The following is a 23,305-nucleotide window of genomic DNA, read 5'->3' as shown; positions in this document are numbered from 1 at the left end:
AAGAAAGCTAGTGAATTTGGTTATGTCTTGATTAAAAAAGAGCTACTAGCAGAAAGAGTTTCTTAGAAGAGGGTTTAGATATTAACTCAGAGATTAAGTACGATGGCTTTACGCCACTGTATTTTGCAATTGCAAAAAATCGCTTAGAGATGGTTAACTTTCTTATTGCTCATGGAGCAGATGTAAACCATAGGGCCATTCTAGGCTTTACACCTTTAAGTTTTGCATCCCAGCAAGGATATTTAGATATAGTCAACACCTTGATTGCAAATGGAGCAGATCTTAGTACTAAAACAGATAAACTTAATACACCTTTACACCTAGCAGCAGAGAATGGTCATCTAGATATAGTAAATGTTTTTATTGAAAAGGGGTTAGATGTTAATGCTGTAAATAATGATCGAGCAAGACCTTTGCATTCTGCAGTACAAAATGGTAACCTCGAAGTAGTTAAAGCTCTTATTTCACAAGGGTCTAATATTAACGCTGGATCTTCAGGCATAGGTAATCATAAAGTTGATGCAAACATTACACCCTTACATCTGGGAACACAAACTGGTAGGTTAGATATAGTTAAAGTTCTGCTTGAACCTGGAGCAAACGTTAATGCAAAAACAGATGATAAGATTACACCTCTACATTTAGCGTCTCAAAATGGCTTTTTAGAGTTAGTAGACATTTTACTAAAAGCAAAATCTAATGTTAATGCTAAGGATTATGAGAATCTTACACCTTTACATTTAGCAGCAGAACGTAATCACTTTGGAGTAGTTAAGTCTCTTCTTCTCGTAAAGGGAATTGATGTTAATGCTAAAGGCCACAATAATTCCACAGCTTTACATATAGGATCTCAGAATGGTCACTTAGAAGTAGTGAAGCTACTAATAGAGAAAAAAGCCAATGTTAATGCTAAAAAAAACGAAGGTTTTACACCTTTGCATCTAGCAATTCAGCAAAGTCATTTTGAGGTGAGTGATTTTTTAATTAAAAATGGAGCAAACATTAACAACGTGGATGATCAGAATTGGACTCCTTTACATAATGCAGCATATAATGGTTTTTCTTTAAAAATAGTAGAGAGCTTAATTGCAAAAGGAGCAAATATAAATGCAAAGATGGATGATGGTAGAAGAGCTCTACATTTGGCAGCAGAACATAATCACTTGGAAATAATGAATTTCTTGATTGAAAATGGAGCAGATATTAATGCTCTAGATAACAGAAGTTGGACTCCTCTACATTGTGCAGCATATGATGGTAGTTTAGAAGTTGCTAAATCTTTGCTTGATAAAGGAGCAGACATTAATGCTAAAACAGTTAAAAGTACTACACCTCTACACTTTGCAGTAGACCATGATCATTTAGAGGTGGTTGAATTGCTCTTAGAAAAGGAAGCAGATATTAATGCTTTAGATCACACAAATTGGACTCCTTTACATTTTGCAGCAGAAAAAGGTTATGATCAGATAGCAACCGTTCTATTGAAACATGGTGCTGATGTAAATGTAAAAGAAAATCAAAATAAAGGCACAGCCCTACATCTTGCAGCTCAATATGGTCATCCTAAGGTAGTTAAAACTCTTATTATAAATGGAGCGGATGTTAATGCAAAAATGGATAAAAATGCTACGCCTTTACACTTAGGGGCACAAATTGGTAATTTAGATATAGTTAGGTCTCTACTTATGAGCGGAGCATACTTTAATGCTAGAGCTGAAGGAGGTAGATATGTTTTACCATTACACTTTGCAGAAAGAAGAGGAAACCCAGAAGTCATAAAATTACTAAAATTGGTTGAGAAGTTATTTAAGGCTATAGAAGATAATAATTATTTAGGAATTGAGAGTTCCATTAGAGATGGAGCAATCATTGATTCGAAAAACGTGGATGGAAGAACGCCATTACATTATGCTGTTAATAATGGGCACATAAAAGTTGTAAATATCTTGCTAGCAAATGGAGCTGATGCTACTAAAGTTACTAACAAAGGTAATACACCATTACACACTGCTGCTTCCAAAGGTCATAAAGAAATTATTGAAGCTTTGTTACAACGTGTAAGCCACAATAAATTGAGTGATTTTATTAATGCTAAAACAATAGTTAAAGGCACTGCATCGTTGCATGTTGCTACTGAAAATAGCTTTTTTGAAGCTGTAAAGTTTTTGTTGAAACATGGTGCAATTTATAACATCAAGAATAAGGAAGGTAAAATACCACTTGATCTTTCTCGAGACCAGAATATTACTAACCTATTGAAATTAGTAGAAGAGCTGTTTGAGAATGCAAAAAATGGTAATGTTGAAATTATCAGTAAGCTGAAAGCAATAAAACCTGATGAGCGCGTAGCTGTAACAAATGCTCGTAATGATCAAGACAAGTCATTAGTCCAGGTTGCAGTAATCAATAAACACTTAAACCTTGCAAGTAGATTATTAGAAATATTAAAAAGTCCAGATCAGAGTTTACAAGATGTCAGCGTAGAAAATAGAGTAAAGAGTTTGAAGTTATAGCTCTCTTAAATGAAACTCTAATGAGGGTGCCAAGATCTAGATCATTTAGAAAATTATAGTGGGCTTTACATCTTATTAATTATAAATTAACTTACTATCTAATCAATCCCTAAGTCATGTATGAGTAACATTTTGATAATATTAGCAGCAGGAAAGAGCAGTAGAATGAATTCTGAATATCCAAAAGCGTTGCACCAAGTGGGAAATCTTACTCTTTTAGAACATATAATTTCTAATGCAAAATTGCTGAGTCTAAAAAGCTTATCAATTGTTGTTAACAACTCCCTTCTAAAAGATTTAGAAAAGTTTGATACCCTAAAAAGTATAATCGATCAATACAATATAAAACTAATAATTCAAGAAGATATTACAGGTACTGGCACTGCAGTTAAAATTGCTCTAGAAAATCTGGAGGAGTTATCTGATCAAGACATAGTTTTAATACAGTATGGAGACACTCCTTTTATATCTAGTGATACAGTTATGAAAATGACTGATTGTTTAAAGTATAATAATTTAGTTCTTCTTGGATTCAATAGTCAAGATGAACAATATGGAAGATTAGTAATTGATAATTACGGCAATGTTCAAAAAATCCTAAAAAATGGAGATAAAATGCTTCTTGCAAACTCTGGAATAATAGCTTCATATGCTAAAGATCTCTCTACCTTAGTAAAAGAAATAAAATTTAATAATTCGACCAATGAATATTGTCTTAATGATATAGTACCCATTGCAGCAACCAATAACTTGAGTGTAGGTTATGTAGTTACTGATGAAAGAGAAGCAATGGGAGTAAATAATAAAGAGGATTTGGTTAAAGCTGAACACTATTTTCAAGCAACAACTCTTCTTTCATAATCACATTTTTTATTCACTAATTTAAGTTGACATTTGTTTTATACTGGTTTTATAATACCTTTTGATTCTTACTTGTAAGATAATTGGTACGACAAATTTTCCTAGTTGTAGTGAGAGGGTATACATGGGGATATTAATAACAGGTGCTGCAGGTTTGATAGGGTCAGCCTTGGTGAAAAAGTTAGAAAATCAGGGCCATGAAGTAATAAGCTGCGATATTAGGTTTTGCAACAATCCACTCAGTTTTTTTTCAGAAGATATAGTACCACTACTTGCTAAGTGTACAGGAATTATTCATCTGGCTGCAATTTCTCGGGTTATACATGGTGAACTTTATCCTGAACTGTGTAAAAAAATTAATGTTGATGGTACAATGCAGTTTTTAGGGTTATGTAAGTCACTTTCAAATAAACCATGGTTTATATATGCAAGTAGTAGGGAAGTCTATGGAGAGCAGAAGGAACTGCCGGTTACAGAATCTGCTAGTATCAATCCAATAAATAATTATGCCAAAGGTAAAGCATTTATTGAGAAACAAATAACAAGCTTAAAAGATTTTAATGTAGCAATATTACGCTTTTCAAATGTATACGGTGGTTTACTAGATCATAACAGTAGAGTAATTCCTGCACTCTATATTAATGCATTAAGAGGTGATCCAATTAAAATAGAAGGTAAAGAATGTGTTTTTGATTTTACCTACTTGGATGATGTTATAGAGGGTATATGCTTAACTGTTAAATATTTACAAAGTGAAAAATCTTCTCTTCCTGCTATTCATCTTACTACTAATAGCCCATGTACTTTAGAAAACTTAGCAAAAACAATATTAAAAGTCACGAAAAGTGATTCTAGAATTGATTTTTATCCTCCAAGAAATTTTGACGTAACTAAGTTCCATGGTGATTTTACTAGAGCTAAAGAGCTACTTGGTTGGTCTCCAAAGCATTCATTAGAAGTAGGATTAAGCAATTTTATAAAAAGTTTACAAAACAATATACAAGAGTATCCTAACAATATAGATATGGTAATATATGAAAATATTAAAAGTTATTCATGGTTACCCTCCTTATTATAGTGCTGGTTCAGAGGTTTACAGCCAAACTCTTGCTCATGAACTAGCAAATAACAATGAGGTACAAGTATTTACTAGGTATGAAAATAGCTTTTTACCTGATTTTTATTACACTACAGTCCTAGATAGTAGTGACTCTCGAATCTTACTGCATTTAATTAATATACCCACAGCTAAATATCGTTACAAATTTATCAATGGAGAAGTAGATATACAATTTAAAAGAGTAATAGATAACTTTCAGCCAGATCTTATACATTTTGGTCATCTTAATCATCTATCAATTACTTTACCAGAAATTGCTTTTAAAGAAAATATACCTACAATTTTTACGCTACATGACTTTTGGTTAATGTGTCCAAGAGGAAGGTTTATTCAACGAAATTCTGAAGATTTGTTACGGCTTTGTGATGGACAAAAGGATCAAAAATGTGCAACTCAATGTTACAAAGGATATTTTACAGGAGATGAAGAATTCCTGAATTTAGACATAAATTACTGGGAACAATGGGTTGCAACTAGAATGAAGCACACAAGGAAAATAATAGACTATATAGATTACTTTATTTCCCCATCGAAATTCTTGATGGATAAATTTACTCAGGATCTCAATGTTCCGATAAACAAAATTTCTTATCTTGATTATGGTTTTGATCTCAGTCGTCTTAAGAATAGAAATAGAGTACAAGAAAAAGAGTTTATTTTCGGTTATATTGGTACTCATACTCCCGAAAAAGGTCTTGACCTATTACTAAAGGCTTTTTCTCACTTATCATCCAAAGCAAAACTTAGAATTTGGGGAGCAGCAAGAGAAGAAACTAGAGCTTTAAAAGCGATTGCCGATCAGTTTTCACCTGTTGTTAAAGAAAGAATAGAGTGGATGGGAAGTTATAATAATAAGAATATAGTTACTGACGTATTTAATAAAGTTGATGCAATAGTCGTTCCTTCAATTTGGGGTGAAAATTCACCGTTAGTAATACATGAAGCACAGCAACTTAGAATACCAGTTATAACAGCCGATTATGGTGGCATGGCAGAATATGTAAGAGATGGACTATTGTTTAAGCACAGAGATGCAAGTAGTTTATCAGAAAAAATGCAAGTCCTATCTACAAATCAGGAGTTATACAATAAACTTACCCAAAAAGGCTATCCTTATACTGAAAATGGAAATATACCTTCTATAAGTGAGCATACTGAAAAACTTAACAAGATTTACCGTAATGCTATTGAAAAGAAAGGCAAATCAGTAGCTGTTAAACCCGGTCCTTGGAGAATTACTTTTGATACTAATCCAGATTACTGCAATTTTGCTTGTATAATGTGCGAATGTTTTTCACCATACAGCAAAGTTAAAGAAGAAAAGAAAGCTAAAAGAATAAAACCTAAGATACTGTCGATAGAAACTATCAGAAAAGTAATTAAGGAATCAGCTGGAACACCTTTAAGGGAAATCATTCCTTCTACTATGGGTGAGCCTTTAATGTATAAAAGCTTTGATGAAATAATCAATTTGTGCCATGAGTTCAACCTTAAGCTTAACCTCACAACCAATGGTTCTTTTCCTATTAAAGGAGCTAGAAAATGGGCTGAACTATTGGTACCAATTTTATCTGATGTTAAGATTTCCTGGAATGGGGCAACTAAAGAAACTCATGAAAGAATCATGAAAGGTTCAAAATGGGAAGTAGTGACAGAAAATTTAAAAACTTTCCTTGAAGTTAGAGATAAATACTTTAGCGATACAGGTGAAAGGTGTACCGTTACTTTACAATTAACATTTTTGGAAAGTAATTTACATGAACTCTATGACATAGTTAAGATGGCCATAAAAAACGGCATAGATAGAGTTAAAGGACATCATCTTTGGGCACATTTTGAGGAAATTAAGGATCTATCTATGAGAAGAGATGAGTTAGCAATTAGTAGATGGAACACGGAGGTGAGAAGGTTATACGAACTTAGAGATAATATTCTATTGCCAAATGGTAAAAAGATAAAATTAGAAAATTTCACAATCCTTTCTCAAGAAGGTATTAAGGATTTGGCTCCAGGTGGTCAATGCCCATTTTTAGGTAAAGAAGCATGGATAAACAATGAAGGAAAATTTAGTCCTTGCTGTGCTCCAGATGAACTCCGTAAGACATTAGGAAATTTTGGTAATGTTAATGAGGTTAAACTCGAGGAAATATGGCAGAGTAGTGAGTACCTAAGCTTACAAAAGAATTATTTAAATTACAAATTATGCAAAACATGCAACATGAGAAAACCTTTGATCAATTAATCAAAGATAATCTTAAATCTATTAAAATTTCACCGTGTGAGAGTTTTCACGAGTTGCTAGGAAATCCTTTGTATGAAAATAGGTTTATAAAGGTTGGTAAATTTCATGAGCCTGGTCTTGCACCGGTTTATGATCAGACAGGTGCTTATCATATCAATGTAAGAGGAGAAGCAGTTTATCATAATAGATTTCTGAAAACTTTTGGATTCTACTTTAATAGAGCAGCCGTAGAAGATGATACAGGGTGTTACCATATTGATTCATCTGGATGTAGAGTATACAAACAGTCTTATCAATGGATTGGAAATTATCAGGAAGATGCTTGTGTAGTTAGAAGACATGATAAATGTTTTCATATTAATTTAAATGGCAACAGAATTTATCAGGAGGAATATGATTATGTTGGAGATTTTAAGGATGGTATCTCTGTAGTCTATAAGGATGACAAAGCTACACATATTAATCATCATGGAAAGTTAGTACATAATAAATGGTATAAAAAACTTAATGTTTTTCATAAAGGGTATTCTATTGCAGAAGATCAACATGGTTGGTTTCATATAGATATTAATGGTGATCCTGTTTACCAGCAGAGATTTAAAATGGTAGAAGCATTCTATAATGGCATGGCAAAGGTTGAAACTTTTGAAGGTGTGTTAGGACAAATCAATATTACTGGAAATGTAAAGTTTAGTATTTTTGATTTAGGTAAAGAATCTCAAGTGCATAGGATTTCTGCAGAACTTTCAGCCTTTTGGAAAACTTACCTAACAAGCGTTGCTATTGAACTTGATTTGTTAAATATTTTACCTGCAACTATGCCAGTTTTATCTAAAAAGTTAAACATTATCGTACCAAATCTAGAAAGGCTGTTAAGGGCGTTGTGGGAAATAGGGTTTATTGATTACGATAAGGACAAGGACTTATGGCAACTATCATCAAAAGGTAAGTGTTTTAAGGAAATACCATTTTTGCCAAAAGCAGCAACGATGTGGGCAAGAGTTGCCGCTGAAAAGAATTGGTTAAATATTGCTGATATACTAAAACAGAAGTCAATCTCTTCATTTGAATCTTTTAAGGAAAGAGAAGCATCAGAAGATAAGAAAATAGCGTTTTACCAAGCATTGCTAGGATATTCTAGATTTGATACTAAAGAGTTTAATTCTAGGATTAATATAGATGGTGCTAAGAATATATTGCTATTTGGTGTACACTCTTTATTTCTTGCTTATTCTGATATACACAATAAAGGTTCTATAGGCCTATATAACGAACATAAAGTACCAAGACAGTTAGTAGAAAATTTAAAAGTCAAACTTATAACTCAGGAAGAACTATCAGTTACAAATTATGAATTAGGTGTCTTTTGCCGCTTTCTGCAGCATTATGATGATGATAAAGTATTATCTTATTTAAAATTGGTCAAAGGAATATCTCGTATTTTATTGATAGAAACTATTTTAGATTACCGCTCTCCAACTGGAGGCTCTGTAGATATTAATGTAATGGTTGAAACAGGAGGTAAACTAAGAACATTAAGCGATTGGGAAAAAATATTAAAACAAGTAAAAGGATTCAAAATTTTTGCTGTTGTGCCTTTAACAGATTACTTATCAGTCATTGATGTCAGGTATTAATCATATGGAAATACTACAAAAAAATGGTTTTTTTATTATCAAAAATCTGGTTCCTTTAAAGCTAATAACTCAGTCTTTAAGTGATATAACAAATAAGATATCAGAGCTATCCCAAGAACTAAGTGTTTCAACTTCTGACTACTTAAACTGTACCGGCAGATGGGGCACGTCATCTCGAGTAACTAGAATTATCTCTCAAGCATTAGATGAAATTATTAAAAATTACCTTGAAAAGTCACTTCAGTGTCAGATACTGCAGAAAAAATCAAATGTTATATGTAAAACTGCTGATTTAATAGATGCAGTTCCCTTCCACCAAGACATCTCCTATAGTTTCAATGATCCTTACCACTTTTCTGTTTGGTTAGCTTTGAATAATGTAAGTGAAACTTCAGGTGCACTGCAAATTATAGAAAACAGTCATAAATGGGAAATACAGCCTTTAGTTGATTTTTGGTACCCATATTTTTTTGATCAGTACTCAAATAATCGGGAAAATTACAAAATTAAGTCATTACCTATTTCAGCAGGAGATGCAATAGTTTTTGATTCACGGTTATGGCATGGTAGTGATAAGAATACAGATGCTAAAGATAGATTTGCTTATGTAACAAGGTGGATTATAAAAGATCAAGATCTTCCCTATGTGCCAAAACCTCAGCCTTCAGTTTTTGGTATACTCAATTGTGGTGAGTTAACAGAATCTGTACTGAGAGAATGCTTGTCATTGTTTGGCTATCAGGAAAGTGTAAAAGCAAAAAACATGGAAGAACTTATCAAGAGCTGGTTAGCCTTTATTACAGACACAACTACAAATATTTCTGAGATCGACACTACTGAGGCTAAGCGAGATTTATATAAGCTACTTATTCTGAATCGAGCATCAGCACTACATGATGCTGGAGACATCTCAGGAAAAATATACAAAAATTTATGGTTTTCACTACTTGTATTTCTCAATAAAAAAGTCAACGTAGTGGAGCTAGCATTATAAATGAACAGAAGTAGAGTTGATAGCTTCAAATGTGTATTGATGTTCATCTTGAATATAGTATCTAAATTCAAACTTAATGTACTTATAATGTCTTTAGTTGCCCTGGTGGTAGCTATTGATTTGTCTTTTAGAAAGTATTTAGTAAAAAATATTCTAGATACAGCTGTAAAATATCAGGAAGGTAATGTAATTGAGAATCTTTTATTACCTGTAAGCGCTTATCTTGGTATGGCATTACTTATCACTACTGCTTTTAGATTCTATGGCTATTTTGTTGACATTCGAATGTTTACCTTAATGCGTCAAAAGATAGCTGATATATCTTTTTGTAGACTACTCCAACAAGACCATTCCTATTATCAGAACAATTTATCTGGAAGCTTAGTACATAAGGTCAGTAGCTTAATGGATAGTGTGATAGAGTTAATAAGATTGCTTATAGATTGTTTTTTCGGTTACAGCATAGCATTAGTCTTAGCTATTTATACCTTATCATTAGTAAACATAAAATTTGCAATTGCTACATTCACTTGGGTAAGCATTTTTATTTTAGTATCGATTTTCAGCTTTCGTGTACTTACTGAACTAGCTGATAATTACTCTAAACAAAATTCACAAGTAATAGCTAGTATAGCAGATAGTATTTTAAATGTTATATCAGTAAGGCTATTTTTTCAGCAAGCACATGAGAGACACAAATTTTTTCAAATATGCAAGAAAAGAACTATTGCAGAGAGAAAATTACAATGGGCATACTTTTGTCTTTGGTTTATATATGGCTATTCATTTGATATACTCCAAGCAGTAAACTTGTACTTTTTAATTTATGACTATCAATTGAACAAGATCGCAATAGGAGATATTGCTCTTGTACTTGGAATTAATATATCGATTATAGAGTTTCTTAACCATCTAACTAGGAATCTTACCCAATTTTCTACTCATTTCGGCAAAGTTTTAGATGCATTGCCAATCTTAACTACCGTACCAGAAATTCAAGATAAGAAAAATGCTAAAGAATTAAATTTATTAAGTGGAAGAATAACGTTTAATAATGTTTCTTTTTCTTATGAAGGTCAGGAGCCATTATTTCAAGATTTCTCAGTTACCATTAATCCTTGCGAAAAGGTAGGCCTAGTTGGTTATTCTGGAGGTGGTAAATCTACTTTTATAAACTTAATTCTAAGGCTATTTAATGTTAAAAAAGGTAATATACAGATTGATAATCAAATAGTATCAGAAGTTACACAGAGTTCTTTGAGGAAACAAATATCTGTAATACCTCAAGATCCATTATTATTTCATGATACTATTTTAGCAAACATCATATATGGTAAACTTCAATCTACTATCGAAGAAATAATGAGAGCTGCAAAGCTGGCTGGTATTCACGATTTCATTATGACTCTACCAGATCAATATGGAACTACAGTCGGAGAAAAAGGCATCAAGCTATCTGGAGGAGAAAGACAAAGAATAATAATAGCAAGGGCATTTTTAAAAAACGCTCCAATATTATTTCTCGATGAACCAACTAGTCAGTTAGATTCTATAACAGAACAAACAATTCAAATGAGTTTATTTAAACTGATGCAAAATAAAACTACGATTACTATAGCACACCGTATTTCTACACTTTTACACATGGACCGAATTCTAGTATTTAACAAAGGAAAAATTGTCCAAGATGGTAAACACGCTGAATTAGTTTCTAAGCAAGGTCTTTACAAGGAACTTTGGAATGCTCAAATTGGTTGTTTGAATGGCAAAAAATAAGATGGAAAAAATTATTGATCTGAGAAGTGACACTACAACTCTGCAGAGCTCCAACGTTATACATGCAATAAGTAATGCAACTGTTGGAGATTTTGCTTATGGTGAAGACAAAAGCTGTAATGACTTATCAGAATATTGCAAACAATTATTCAAAGTAGAAGAGGCATTATTTGTAACCAGCGGTATGCTTGCAAATAGATTAGCCATTGCCAGTCAAACAAGTCCTGGTGATGAACTAATAACTCATTATAATTATCACGTTAATTTTTTCGATAGTGCAGGCAATGCAAAAGTAAATAATATCGTATTTAATTGTATTAGAAATAATAGCGGAATCTTAGATGTTGCTGAAGTAGAATGTGCTATTAATTCTAAGCCGAGGTATAAAATTTTTGCTCAGGTGAGTCTTGTTTCTATAGAAAATAGTATAAATGGGTTTAATGGTAAAATTTATCCTTTTGAAAAACAAGTCGAGTTATATCACTTTTTAAAAGCTCACAATGTAAATCTTCATTTAGACGGTGCAAGAATATTTAATGCTCATATCGAAACAAATATTGCTTTAGCAGATTATGCTAAATATGTGGATACAATGAGCTTTTCTTTTACTAAAGGACTTGGCGCTCCTTTTGGTTCAATGCTTATGGGTAAAAGAGAGATAATTGAAAGGGCTAAAAAGCTACAGGTTTGGCTAGGTAGTGGTTATCATCAGATAGGGTATTGTGCTAATGCAGCAAAATACGTACTACAGAATAATATCTCTAGGCTTAAAGAAGATAATAAGCTCACTAAATTACTTGCAGATAAGATTAAAGAAATTCCACACATAAAACTGGTACTACCTTATCCAGAAACTAATATAGTAAGCTTTAGTATAAAAGCACTAAATGTAACTAATGAGGTTTTCTTGAGTAAGTGCCAAGCTTATGGTTTATTGCTTTTTCCTTGGCTCGAGTCTCATATAAGAGCAGTTACCCATCTTGGCACAAAGGAAACAGACATCATGAAAGCTGCTGAAATTATAAAGGAGGTTGTGTTAAATTTAATATGAGAATAAAAATAGATTTCTTTAGCGATTCAAACACTGACCCTTCAGCTAAAATGAGGGAAGCGATGGCTAAAGCAAAAGTTGGAAACGAAGCTGCATGTGAAGATCCAACTGTGAACGAATTAGTGGCAACCGCATGTAAAATATTAGGTAAACCTGCAGGAATCTTTTTGATTTCAGGAACGATGTCCAATGTAATTGCTTATAAAGTACACATTCAAAGACCTGGTGATTACTTGCTGCTTGATGAAACTTCACATCCACTCATAGTACAATCTGGCTTGATCGCAGCCCAGGCACATGCTACTCCTTTGCCCATCAAAGGTACAAGAGGAATATTTACTGGAGAACAAATTGTTGAGTTTATTACTCGTCCTAGTTTAAGAAATATTCCGAGAGTTGGGCTTGTTTCTATCGAACAAACGACTAATTTTGGTGGTGGAGCTGTGTGGCCTTTAGAATATATTCAAGAGATCTCAAGTCTCTGCAAAGAGAATGACGTATTCACTCATTTAGATGGAGCAAGACTGTTCAACGCTTGTGCTCATACTAAAATATCTCCAAAGGAGTATGCAAGTTATTTTGATTCGGTATTCATTGATTTTAGTAAAGGATTAGGTGCTCCAATGGGCGCAATATTGCTTGGAAGTGAAGATTTTATTGAAAAAGCTTGGTACTATAAGTTTCAAATTGGCGGAGGTATGCACCAAGCTGGCATTATTTCAGCTGCATGTTTATATGCTCTACATAATAATGTAAATTCTTTAGGAGAAGATCATAAAAAAATGCAGCACCTTATAGAAGGCCTAGGCTCTATAGATCAAGTTATAATTGATATCAACCTATACAAAACTAATATAGCGTATTTCTCATTACGTAATAATTGTATATCTACTCAAGAATTAATAAACGTACTAGTTACAAATTATGGAATTAGAATGGCTAACATCAAAGGTAAAATCAGAGCTATAACACATAGAGATATAAGCTATGAAGATATTAATACTACTGTATCTGCTATAAGAAAGATACTAAGTAAGTAATTTTCTGCACTAATTATTTGCAAACTTCTTGTCAAACAATATTATACCAATATAGTATTATGCTAGCATCTGCATAGAGCTATTTGGGAATAGGTGTGAACTTTGTCTTCTTTCAATATTTACTATTCTTCTGTGGATATATGCTGCTTTATTTATCAAGACAAAGTATACCAATTGCTCTGCCACTGTTAATAGATACTGACCATGTAAAATTAAGCTATTTTTTTGCCTGCTTTTCTTTTTTTTATGGAGTATCAAAATTTGTTAATGGAATAATCATGGACTCCAAAAATAATCCATTATTTATGTTTGGGCTATGCAATATTGCAACTGGATTATTAACCATTGGTATAACTTTATCATATAATAATCTAACTTTATTACTGTTAACATTAATATTATTAGCTTGGACACAAGGGTTAGGTTGGCCAGCTATTACCAAGTTTATGGTTACAAACTCTAGCATCTCTTCAATTGCATCATCATGGGGAGTTATGAGCGCATCTCAGCAACTTGGTTCTTGTATTACTTTAATTGTATTACCAAGTATAATTAAAATATATGATGCAAAAAGTGCATTTTTGTACTCTGGTTTCTTATGCTTACTTTTTGGAATTTATATAATATTAAAGGCATATTACAAAGAAAGTGCCAACTTTACTACCTATTATAAGGTGCAGAAATCTCAAATAGGTATCAAGGTAACAAGTTCCATATGGTTTCTATGTTGTGCTACTTTTTGTGCTTATATTATAAAAATGGGAATCTTCTTTTGGTTTCCTATAATTTTAAGGGATAAATTACAAATTTCTCTTGTACAATCCTCACTAATAACAGGCGTATATGATTTAGGTGGAATCCTCGGGACTTTAATCACAGGAAGAATTAGTGATATGTACTTCTTTCAAAATAGAAGCTTGCTGGCATTACTTTACATGTTGGGTATAGCACTCACTTTTATTGCAATGAATTTTGGTCAAAATATAATTCTTATGAACCTTGGTGCAATCTTATCAGGATTCTTTATATTTGGAGTGCAAGTACTGACAGGTGTTATAGCTGTAGAAATTGCTCCACAAAATAATGTATGTGCAATTGTAAGCTTAACAGGATTATTTGGGTATATTGCAAGTTCAATATTTTCATGCGTGCTCTTAGGAGTACTTGTTAAGCACTGTGGTAACAGTATTATGTTTTCATTTTTTTCCATTTGCTCTGTTGTTGCACTCGTTTGCTTTTCCATATTATCAAGCAAAGATCTTAAAAAACTAAGTAAAGAGGTGTAGAAAACATTTCTCAACAGTTAAACTTTGTAGATAGATTTTTTACCCAAGGAATAAACATGGTAACCATATCTTAGTAACAGCTCGCTATCTAATAAATTACGGAAATCAAAAACATTAGGTGCAGCCATAATACTCTTTAAACTTGCAAAATCTTGATTTTTAAATTCTTTCCACTCCGTTAACAATAACAAGGCTTCCGCGTACCTTGCAGCCCCTATAGCATTATCCGCGTACTCTATATCCTTTAGAACTTGCCTAGCATTATCCATCCCCATTGGGTCATATGCAGTAATTTTAGCCTTGTTATTCACTAACAATTGTGCAATAGCTATAGCTGGGCTATTTCTTACATCATCAGTACCAGACTTAAAAGTTAGCCCCCATATCGCTATTTTTTTATTTTGGACTCCATTTAATAGATACTCTACCTTTTTAGCAATGTTTGTTATATGATTATAGTTAGATTCCTTAACTGAATTTAAAATTTGTAGCTTAACATTGTGGTCTTCAGCAAGCCTTATTAAAGCTGACAAATCTTTAGGAAAACATGATCCTCCAAATCCTGGACCAGCTTTGAGAAATTCCTTACCTATTCTATGGTCCATTCCCATACTGTTAGCTAAAAGGTCAATGTCTGCTCCTAATAGCTCACATAAACCTGCCATCTCATTGATAAAAGCAACCTTTGTTGCTAGAAAAGCATTAGAAGCATATTTAATCATTTCAGCAGTAACTGTATCAGTGACTATTAACGGAATATTCTTATCTATAAATGATTTATATATAACTTCTAGTTTTGCCCTAGCTAGCTTAGTTTTTACTCCTATTATTATCCTATCTGGGTATAAAAAATCTGATACTGCAGAGCCTTGCTTGAGAAACTCTGGATTAACCCCCAAATCAAAGTTATAACCCTTATTAGATAAATAATTATATATATTTTCTGCAGTACCAGGAGGAACAGTTGACTTTATCACTATTAAGCAATCTTGATTAACTCTCTCATAAACTTCACTTACTGCATTATATACATTCTTTAAATTTGCATTTTCTAGGGAGTCTGATGGAGTATCTACAGTTATAAATACTACTTCTGTATTGGGATTTATTTGAAAATACGAATCGAAAAATCTTATTCTTTGTGACTTTATATTATTCTCTAAATAATCTGCTAATCCAGGTTCATATAGAGGAATTTTCCCTGATTTCAAAAGTTCAATCTTCTCAGTATTTATGTCAATGCAATCAACTTTATGGCCCTGCTCCGATAACATTGTACCAGATACTAATCCTACATACCCTACTCCTATAATAGTTATGTGCATTTTATTATCACCTTAAAAATATAGCTTAGCATCTAAAATAAATACCATTAACAATTATAAACTTTTGTTGTTACATTATTTTTCTTAATTGCCTTACCTTCCGAATAAGCTATAAATAAGGTTGAAGGTATTAATATCAAAGTACCATATAAAGCACTTTTATCAGGTAATTCATTAAATATAACGTATGTTACTATTGCAGAAATTATTAGCTCTATGTATCTATACGGTGCAAGTGCAGTAGCATCAGTAAGAGCAAAAGCTTTTAACATGAAGAACAGAATTAGGTTTGAACTTATTCCTAAAATCAGCAGTAATACTAACTCCAACAAGGAAGGCATATGCCAATAAAATAACAAAGGTGGAGTAGAAAAAATAGTTGTCGTTAGAGCTGAATAAAATAACATACTTATTACTGACTCTTTTATTACAAGTTTCTTATTAAGTATATCCAATATAGCAAAGATCAATGCAGATACAATAAAAATAAGAATTTTAGGATTAAAATCCTCACTATAAGCTTTAGTAGTAATAGCAATACCAATAAAACCAATGACAGCTACTACCCATCTTTGCCAAATTATATTTTCTTCCAGAAAAGGAATTGCAAGAAGTATAACAAATAATGGTATAGAAAAACTTATAATCGTTGCAGTTACTATGGGGAAAACAGTCAACCCGTAAGTCCATAAGGTCATTCCACAAAACAACAACCCACCCCTGGTTATTTGAGTAGATATTTGACTTGTTTTAAAAGTTTCTATTCCATAGTAAAACATAAAAGGTACAAGGGTAATAGTGGTAAACAGAAAGCGGAAAAAAATTATTTCAAAACTCTGAAGATGTAAACTTAGATATTTTGATATAGTATCATTAGCTACACTACTAAGTAAGCTAAGTATAAACCAGATAACCCCAAACAAATAAGCTCTCAATCTGTAATCCATAAAGCTTCTGATTTAATAGATACGATGTACTCATATAATTTTACTACAAAACTAATAATATAAAAGTTTTCTGATGTACGTCCCCAGAATGTGATCGTAAGGGTCCATTATAAATAATTCGGGAAATTTCGTCTCTGTAGACATATTAAGAGCTATGTAACGAACGTTTGTATTTGTGAGTAATAGTAAGGCTCAAGGTAAGGAAAATGCTAGTGAGGTAAAGTAGAATAACGTTGATTTGATAATTTAAGCTCATTCCCTCTTGCTACATCTCTCTTTAAATATCTCCTCTTTTGCAGCAGGTCTATAATTACTGCTTAAATTTAGGTGCACACTAATTTTTCGATTTATATATTATTCCAATGCTTGTATAATACCTTCATTGAATATTTGATTTTGAGGTAATTAGATGCCAAAAAGTAAAACTAAACGTGGAACGGAAGATTTGAAGGGTAATGCAGGCCCAAGCAAAAGATCTCGTCTCAGTTCTGATCCTAAAAAAAATAAAGAGATTATCTCTAGCAAAGTAATAAGTAAGCTGAAGGATGTTGTTAAAGGTGATAGAACTTCAGCTATTGAGGAATGGGTCAAGTCTCACCCTGTAACAGTAGAGGGTCTAACCGTTGAGCAATCGGACCTCTTATGTAATGCGTTTCGTGATGAATCTTGTTGGTCAGGTGCGACACTAGATGTTGCTAAATTGGTAGGAGAATTAGCTAAATCAGGTGTGTTGAATCCATTTGCTATATATAAAATAGCATGTATTGAGTGTGTAGAGAGTGAAATTAAGCAATTATTTGACAAGGTGTTAGAGTCTTTTAGATCTGACTTATCTCATAAAGGTGCATGTGAGGAAGATAGGAATTTAGCTTGCAGTGATAAGCTTGCAAGAGTTGAATTGTTAAGTTCCATGGGAAGACGTGATCCTGTTTTCAATTTCTGGATTGATCAAGAATCAGGTAACCTTAGAGAAAATATAGAAGCAGAAGATGGATTTAATAAGGCTGTAGATTTCAAGTGGAGTAAGGGAGTGGAACACTTCTATAATCGTCTGTGTTCTGAAGAAAAATTAGTGAAAGAAGAGAGAGAAAAATTGCTAGTTTCTGCTATTGCAAAATTATCTCCATTGCAATCTAGCTATAAACTTGCTTCTACCTTAAATTCCCTTCTAGGTAAAGTCATAAGCGCAAAAGTAGATCATAAGTCACTACTTGGGCTACCGAATAAGAAAGATAGGGGTGTGATCTATCGTCCTCTTAGTTACTTAGTAGAGCACGGTTTTCTTTGCACAACTAAGTATGTTATCCAGTACTTGAGCGAGGGATGTTCAAGATCTGAAGCAGAGAAAATGCTTTCACCTAGAGGATATGCACATCTTCTCTCATCGCTTTCATTTGTTGTAGTTTCTAAAGATTATGACTTGGATAACAGGAATGAAGCAAGGTCAGCTATTAGCAGTCTTTGGGAATCTAGTGTATTTAACCAAAATAAAATAAATGTTGTCGATCCTTTTAAAGATAGGATTGCTTTTGTTGCAATGGAAAATGCAATTTCAAATTTGATTGTAGATCAGGAGAACAGCAAGGATACTCAAAGTGCTGGCGATGGTGAAAAAGTTGATTTGGTCTTGAGTATTTTAAAGTTTGCTAAAGATTGTTGTTCAGACAAAAGCTTTAAATCATTAAAAGAGAGGATAGCAAATAGTTTAGATAAAACAAGGAATTCTAAGATGATAGATGCAACTAGCTCCTGCAATTTAATAGAAGAGTTGTGTAAGTCAGCGAGAAATTTGAATTTATTCTCTGCTAGCACTGAAGGTCCTCAATCTACGTTAGTGGGTACTAATGTTAGTATTTCGCCTGCTGCAGTTGTTAACAAATAGGAGTATTTATGCATGGTAATAATGAAGATCGTGAATTAGTTAGGGCTTTATTAAGTGGAGGTTGTGATGAGTTTAGTAGACAATTTGTAGGTTTTTTAAACAACTGTCCATCTTTTTTGCATTCGGCTAATAAGCCTGGCTTTTTTCCTACATTCTTTTTTGGTATGTTTTCTACTGCACATGATGCAGGTATATTAGTTGAAGATGAAAGAGTCTATTTTCGTTTTGACAATTATGGAAATCTAAAAGTTGCTGTTCTCACTAATAAAGAAAATAGAAGAATAGTCAGGTGTTATACTGTTGCTGATAATGAGAACAGCCCTGGGTCAAGGTTTAGTGCAGAAGAGAAGCAGCAGGTAGAAGAGAATCTTCCACAAGAATTACAGGAAGATGAGGATCTGGATTGGGAAGAGTATAAAATATTTCGGTTTGGAGAAGAATGTAGGTTTATTCATGAAATAGATAGATTTCCTCAACGTGATGAACCTGGAGCTCCAATTTTTCATGAAATTAACCCAATCAGAGAACAAGGTGAATTGTTAGATCTGATGAGTGAGTTGGCAAATGACGATACAGGAGAAGTGCGTACTAATGTTAAAAGAATTTTGGAATATGTTATTGATATCCATGATGAACATGAAGATAGCTTAGTGTTTCGTGCAGAGTCTGATTACCACGGTTTTCTGTGTGGGTTTTAGTAAATTTTAGATACCGAGCTGTGGCTGATTTCTACCCAGAGCTACTTATAGGAAAAGGTTATGCAGATGTTGTTTTGCTTGTTCGTGGTGTTGATCAGACAAATGATTCGGTTCCAATTATAATTGAGTTGAAGGTTGGTGATGAGGAAGGATTAGAGCAAGCTAAAGATTATGCTAAAAGTTGTTCTGTTTCGTCTTTGCCTATTCATACCTCATCACCAAGTGCTGTTTGTGTAGCGTTAAATTTTCAATTACGTGGAGGTGCTGGTCTCCGAACTTCTGTGCAGGCCTTTTCAGAAGGTGGTCTTTCCTTAATACCGGGTTTACTACATCCTCATGGAAATGGAGTTAGGGGAAATGTAAAACGTTTTTTACAACCCATAGCATCAGAGTTCACTCAATCGCCTCATTGTAACACTTTTTCCTGTACGTCATCGTTTGTTTTTGGAAATGTTTTATCTACAAGGAGGGACTTAGAAACAAATGATGGGCGGGAGGTAAGGGTTACCAAGTATCTATTTAACCACTCTCAGGGAGAGAAAATGAAACGTACAGGTGGTAGGGGAGATGCAGCAGATATTGTAAGCCATGCGTTAACTTTAGCTCTATTTTTATCAAATATTGGTTTTTTTGTGCTTCACATTTTTCGTCGTTTAAAGTGGCAGACTTTACCAGACAAGGCATTGAACCTGTCGTTACTGCCTCAAGCCACAGATGATGCTAAGGTGCGTCAAGTACTTTGTGAAGTAGATGTCCAGGGTCATCTGGAAGTGGCTTCTGCAAAGAAATTCGAATCACTACGTGCTTACTCACGTTCTCATAGTGAAGGTTATTTCGAGGGAAGGTTTTCAGAACAAATGGGCAATGTTAGGAATTTACATCAACTTGCAGATCAGTTGATGAGTGCTGAGCCTAATTTTGGTAATGATAGTAATGTTAATGGTGAGTACAGGGCTAGGTATGAAGTTTTATTTAATGAGATTTCTCGTCTGTTGTCTCCGTTATTAAATGGAAACCGTCTACTCGTGAACAATGAAGCTAAATTTCAGGCTTTATTGCGTGGGATATTTCAAAGTTGCGATAATCCTGCCAAGGTAATTATTGAGTTCCAGCTACAGAGAGGAAGGAAAATAGACCTAGTATTATCAAAATCTGCGGAAAATGATGATACTCATCCAATTGGAATAGAGTTGAAGTATGCTAACACTGCAGAACAAGTTGAACGAAAAAGGGTGGAGGCAAATCGACAGTTAAGTGAATACGAATTTTGTGGAGGATGCAAGCGTATTACTGGGGGAGATGCGATGGTTTTGTTATACGCTATATTAAATGCTGTAGGACAAGAGCAGGATCTGATATTGATTGGTGGGTTTCGTAGAGCATCTGGGTTTTCTAGATGACTTGTAACTAATAAAAGTACCAAAGATAAGGTTATTTATGGGTAAAATTATGCATTAAGCTAGAGTACGTTTGAGTAAGGTTGGAGAAAAAGCAAGGTCTTTGAGCAAGAAAATTTGATTTATGTTTTCTTAAGTTAAAGTTAACCTGATGAAGTTTGTATAATTTATTGTTGGAGTTTTTTTGTTCTATTTTTACTGTAAGTTCAATCTGCTCTATCTTTGGTCTTTTTTTCTTAGTTTTGCGGCAAGTCTAATATTTTTACTACTTAATGGAATAACTTGCAGAAAGTGGAGATATAATGCTAAGGCAGAGGAGCTCAGACAGTTATTATCTTAAACAATAAAGAAATACTAAAGGCAAAAGATACGCTTGCGTAGTTCGAAAGCTTTCTATAGGATAAGCCTCACCTGATTTACAAATAGAATTGTTATGTTAGATGTTTGCTATTTATTCTTAAGCTCATTTTAACAGCATTTTGCTTTTTTTAGTATGTAGGGGTTTTCTAGGAATTATCCTACTGAATTCTATGATATTATTTTTTGTAACATTGTTATACATTATAATGCACCCATTTGTCTAGACCATTTTTTTCAAAGTGATCCGATTTTTAAAATGAATATGTTGATAAATACGTCGACACATATTTAAAGTATTTATGAATATATTCATTTACTGTTTATGATAATAGAGATCAGCAGGAACTTTATAATGTAGAGTCTGATGTCGCCTTCTATAGTTATACCAAGCAACAAAATCGTTTATTATAAGATTCAAATCTCTGATACTATTTGGTCTATAATAATATATAGCTTCTTGCTTTAAAGTTCTCCATAAGCGCTCAACAAATATATTGTCGAAGCAACGTCCTTTATGGTCCATACTGATTTTAATATTAGCACGCTCTAATTCCATAATAAAGTTGTAGCTAGTAAACTGTACCCCTTGATCACTATTAAAAATCTCAGGTTTACCTTGTTTTAGAGCTTCTTTGAGAGTATAAAGGCAAAACTCCAGCATCGAGATATGGTGATAATGAATGAGCAATAATATAGCGACTATACAAGTCCATTATTGCCACAAAATAGACAAACTTACCTTCTACCATAATATATGTTATATCAGTAGCCCATACCTGATTAACTCTACAAATAATCAAATCTTTGAGTAAATAAGGATATATTTTATGCTTTTTTTCTTTAATACTTGTATTACATCTTTTTCTACAATACAGCCCACTAATCTTCATTTTTTTCATAATTCTTAAGATTTTTTTGTGATTGACTACTACTCCACTCGCTATGATCTCAGCAGTAATTTTACGATATCCATAACGGCAATCAGAAGCCAAATATACTTCTTGAATCAAATTTCACTTTCGTTATTAATTATAGGCCTATAATATAGGCTAGATCTGCAAATCCCCAGTAAATCAGCCTGTTTCCTAATTGACAGATCAGAATCTTTTTCTATAAATCTTACTCTATCTTTTTTGCTTATTTCAGTAATTTTTTTTTCAAATAACTATTTTCCACTGTCAATTCTCCTATTACTTTATGTAAACTTTCTATTTCTTGCGCTAAGATTCTTTGTTTTCTCGCACTTTCACTTTCTTCAACAAATAGGTCTTTTAACCTTGCCAATACTCTATCACGCCAATCATATAGATTTGTTGATGGTATTTTATATTCACTACATATCTCAGCTGTGCTTCTTTGATTTTTTATTGCTTCCAAAGCTATCTTTGCTTTTAACTCTGGTTCATATTTTTTTGTTGCCATACTTTTACCCCTTTACTTTCCTACTCGGATCAACCATTTTTTTTGGTCTAGTTTATGGGGTGCATTATATTCTATGAGAAATTCTACAGATGGTAAATGGCCTTCCTTGGCAGCATAGTAGACTGATCTGTAGTTTTAGAATTATTAATAAATGATTCTTGTTGTTGCTTTTCTATTAGAAGCTTTACAATTCCTAGATATCCTTTATTGGTAGCATAATGCAAAGGAGTCCAATTGTTTTTACCTTTTGTACCAACTTCTACTCCCTTATTGAGAGAAAATTTTACAATATCGATATTTCAAAAATCAGCTGCAATATGAATAGGCTTGTTTTCGTCATTAGTTTTAGCGTTAAAACTTACACCTTTATTATTTACTAAAAATTTTGTTACTTCTAAGCTATCAAACTTAGCTGGATGGTGCACAGCCATCTTGACCAAAAAATCATCCCCCTATCGCGTTCTTATCATTATGCCTTATACCCTGTATTACACCTTCAGATATAGTCATTTCTAACCTCCAACATCCTTGCTAATAGACCCTCACTAAAACTGCCGAAAAGACTTTATAAGTTATAGCTCTTTTCATAGAAGTCCGGATGTGATAAGATAAGGATAGAAGATGATAAGGAGGTTGAGTGCCAGCAGCATATAGTTATGACTTAAGGAAAAAAGCAATGGAAGCGCTAGACGAAGGAGAAAGCAGAGAAACAGTGGCAGCAAGATTTAAAATTGGACGAACTACTTTATGGGAG

At 33.1% G+C, this 23,305-nt stretch carries 18 protein-coding genes and 2 pseudogenes; 15 read left to right on the top strand and 5 right to left on the bottom strand.

What is annotated here, in order from left to right; translation table 11 throughout:
- Positions 1–68: 68 nt before the first annotated feature.
- The 11 genes and pseudogenes from ACIPNH_RS03830 to ACIPNH_RS03780 form a co-directional block, all read left to right on the top strand.
- Positions 69–1,700: pseudogene (locus tag ACIPNH_RS03830) on the top strand (ankyrin repeat domain-containing protein); the annotation flags it as partial.
- Positions 1,686–2,513 (top strand): ankyrin repeat domain-containing protein, encoded by an 828-nt coding sequence (locus ACIPNH_RS03825; RefSeq protein WP_400771833.1) that lies wholly within the window; start codon positions 1,686–1,688, stop codon positions 2,511–2,513. The pseudogene ACIPNH_RS03830 and the gene ACIPNH_RS03825, both read left to right, overlap by 15 nt.
- Before the next feature lie 120 nt (positions 2,514–2,633).
- Positions 2,634–3,374 carry an NTP transferase domain-containing protein gene (locus tag ACIPNH_RS03820; protein WP_141457058.1) on the top strand — a complete coding sequence of 247 codons (741 nt, stop codon included), beginning with the start codon at positions 2,634–2,636 and terminating at the stop codon, positions 3,372–3,374.
- A gap of 124 nt (positions 3,375–3,498) precedes the next feature.
- On the top strand, positions 3,499–4,452 hold the full coding sequence (locus ACIPNH_RS03815; RefSeq protein WP_400771830.1) for an NAD-dependent epimerase/dehydratase family protein: 954 nt from the start codon (positions 3,499–3,501) through the stop codon (positions 4,450–4,452).
- Positions 4,409–6,736 (top strand): glycosyltransferase, encoded by a 2,328-nt coding sequence (locus tag ACIPNH_RS03810; protein WP_400771828.1) that lies wholly within the window; start codon positions 4,409–4,411, stop codon positions 6,734–6,736. Before ACIPNH_RS03815 ends, ACIPNH_RS03810 begins: the two co-directional genes overlap by 44 nt.
- Positions 6,697–8,373, top strand: a complete 1,677-nt coding sequence (locus ACIPNH_RS03805) for a WG repeat-containing protein (RefSeq protein WP_141457064.1) — start codon at positions 6,697–6,699, stop codon at positions 8,371–8,373. Before ACIPNH_RS03810 ends, ACIPNH_RS03805 begins: the two co-directional genes overlap by 40 nt.
- A gap of 4 nt (positions 8,374–8,377) precedes the next feature.
- On the top strand, positions 8,378–9,367 hold the full coding sequence (locus tag ACIPNH_RS03800) for a phytanoyl-CoA dioxygenase family protein (protein WP_141457356.1): 990 nt from the start codon (positions 8,378–8,380) through the stop codon (positions 9,365–9,367).
- A complete protein-coding gene (locus ACIPNH_RS03795) occupies positions 9,368–11,143 on the top strand; it encodes an ABC transporter ATP-binding protein (protein ID WP_400771825.1) in 1,776 nt (591 codons plus the stop codon).
- Between the two features lies 1 nt (position 11,144).
- Entirely contained in the window at positions 11,145–12,194 is a 1,050-nt protein-coding gene (locus ACIPNH_RS03790; RefSeq protein ID WP_141457358.1) for a threonine aldolase family protein, read from the top strand.
- Positions 12,191–13,234 (top strand): threonine aldolase family protein, encoded by a 1,044-nt coding sequence (locus tag ACIPNH_RS03785; RefSeq protein WP_400771823.1) that lies wholly within the window; start codon positions 12,191–12,193, stop codon positions 13,232–13,234. Before ACIPNH_RS03790 ends, ACIPNH_RS03785 begins: the two co-directional genes overlap by 4 nt.
- A gap of 140 nt (positions 13,235–13,374) precedes the next feature.
- Positions 13,375–14,520: an MFS transporter gene (locus ACIPNH_RS03780; protein WP_400771822.1), complete on the top strand. Its 1,146-nt coding sequence runs from the start codon at positions 13,375–13,377 to the stop codon at positions 14,518–14,520.
- A gap of 17 nt (positions 14,521–14,537) precedes the next feature.
- On the opposite strand, the gene ACIPNH_RS03775 is transcribed toward ACIPNH_RS03780, so the two are convergent.
- Entirely contained in the window at positions 14,538–15,845 is a 1,308-nt protein-coding gene (locus ACIPNH_RS03775) for a UDP-glucose dehydrogenase family protein (protein WP_400771820.1), read from the bottom strand.
- A 47-nt stretch (positions 15,846–15,892) separates the two neighbouring features.
- A complete protein-coding gene (locus ACIPNH_RS03770) occupies positions 15,893–16,792 on the bottom strand; it encodes a DMT family transporter (RefSeq protein WP_141457073.1) in 900 nt (299 codons plus the stop codon).
- 409 nt (positions 16,793–17,201) lie between these two features.
- On the opposite strand from ACIPNH_RS03770, the gene ACIPNH_RS03765 reads away from it, so the two are divergent.
- From ACIPNH_RS03765 to ACIPNH_RS03755, 3 genes are read left to right on the top strand one after another with little or no spacing between them, the layout of a single operon-like run.
- A complete protein-coding gene (locus ACIPNH_RS03765) occupies positions 17,202–18,674 on the top strand; it encodes a hypothetical protein (RefSeq protein ID WP_400771818.1) in 1,473 nt (490 codons plus the stop codon).
- 8 nt (positions 18,675–18,682) lie between these two features.
- The gene (locus tag ACIPNH_RS03760) at positions 18,683–19,372 is read left to right on the top strand and encodes a hypothetical protein (RefSeq protein ID WP_400771817.1); all 690 of its coding nucleotides are present in this window, start codon (positions 18,683–18,685) and stop codon (positions 19,370–19,372) included.
- On the top strand, positions 19,360–20,772 hold the full coding sequence (locus ACIPNH_RS03755; RefSeq protein WP_400771815.1) for a hypothetical protein: 1,413 nt from the start codon (positions 19,360–19,362) through the stop codon (positions 20,770–20,772). Before ACIPNH_RS03760 ends, ACIPNH_RS03755 begins: the two co-directional genes overlap by 13 nt.
- Before the next feature lie 670 nt (positions 20,773–21,442).
- Here ACIPNH_RS03755 and ACIPNH_RS03750 read toward each other — a convergent pair.
- From ACIPNH_RS03750 to ACIPNH_RS03740, 3 genes and pseudogenes are all read right to left on the bottom strand, one after another.
- Positions 21,443–22,551: pseudogene (locus ACIPNH_RS03750) on the bottom strand (IS3 family transposase).
- 83 nt (positions 22,552–22,634) lie between these two features.
- Positions 22,635–22,841 (bottom strand): ankyrin repeat domain-containing protein, encoded by a 207-nt coding sequence (locus ACIPNH_RS03745; RefSeq protein ID WP_353271049.1) that lies wholly within the window; start codon positions 22,839–22,841, stop codon positions 22,635–22,637.
- A gap of 9 nt (positions 22,842–22,850) precedes the next feature.
- Positions 22,851–22,982 carry an ankyrin repeat domain-containing protein gene (locus ACIPNH_RS03740; protein WP_007551899.1) on the bottom strand — a complete coding sequence of 44 codons (132 nt, stop codon included), beginning with the start codon at positions 22,980–22,982 and terminating at the stop codon, positions 22,851–22,853.
- Positions 22,983–23,188: 206 nt separating this feature from the next.
- Here ACIPNH_RS03740 and ACIPNH_RS03735 point away from each other — a divergent pair.
- Positions 23,189–23,305: IS630 transposase-related protein (locus tag ACIPNH_RS03735; RefSeq protein ID WP_400771409.1), on the top strand; the 117-nt coding region annotated here is incomplete at its 3' end.

Source organism: Wolbachia endosymbiont of Drosophila barbarae (assembly GCF_044752445.1).
In the GTDB taxonomy this organism is placed as follows: Bacteria; Pseudomonadota; Alphaproteobacteria; order Rickettsiales; family Anaplasmataceae; genus Wolbachia; species Wolbachia pipientis.
The sequence above is the reverse complement of the archived record's forward strand: the minus strand, read 5'-3'. Positions and strand labels throughout refer to the sequence as shown.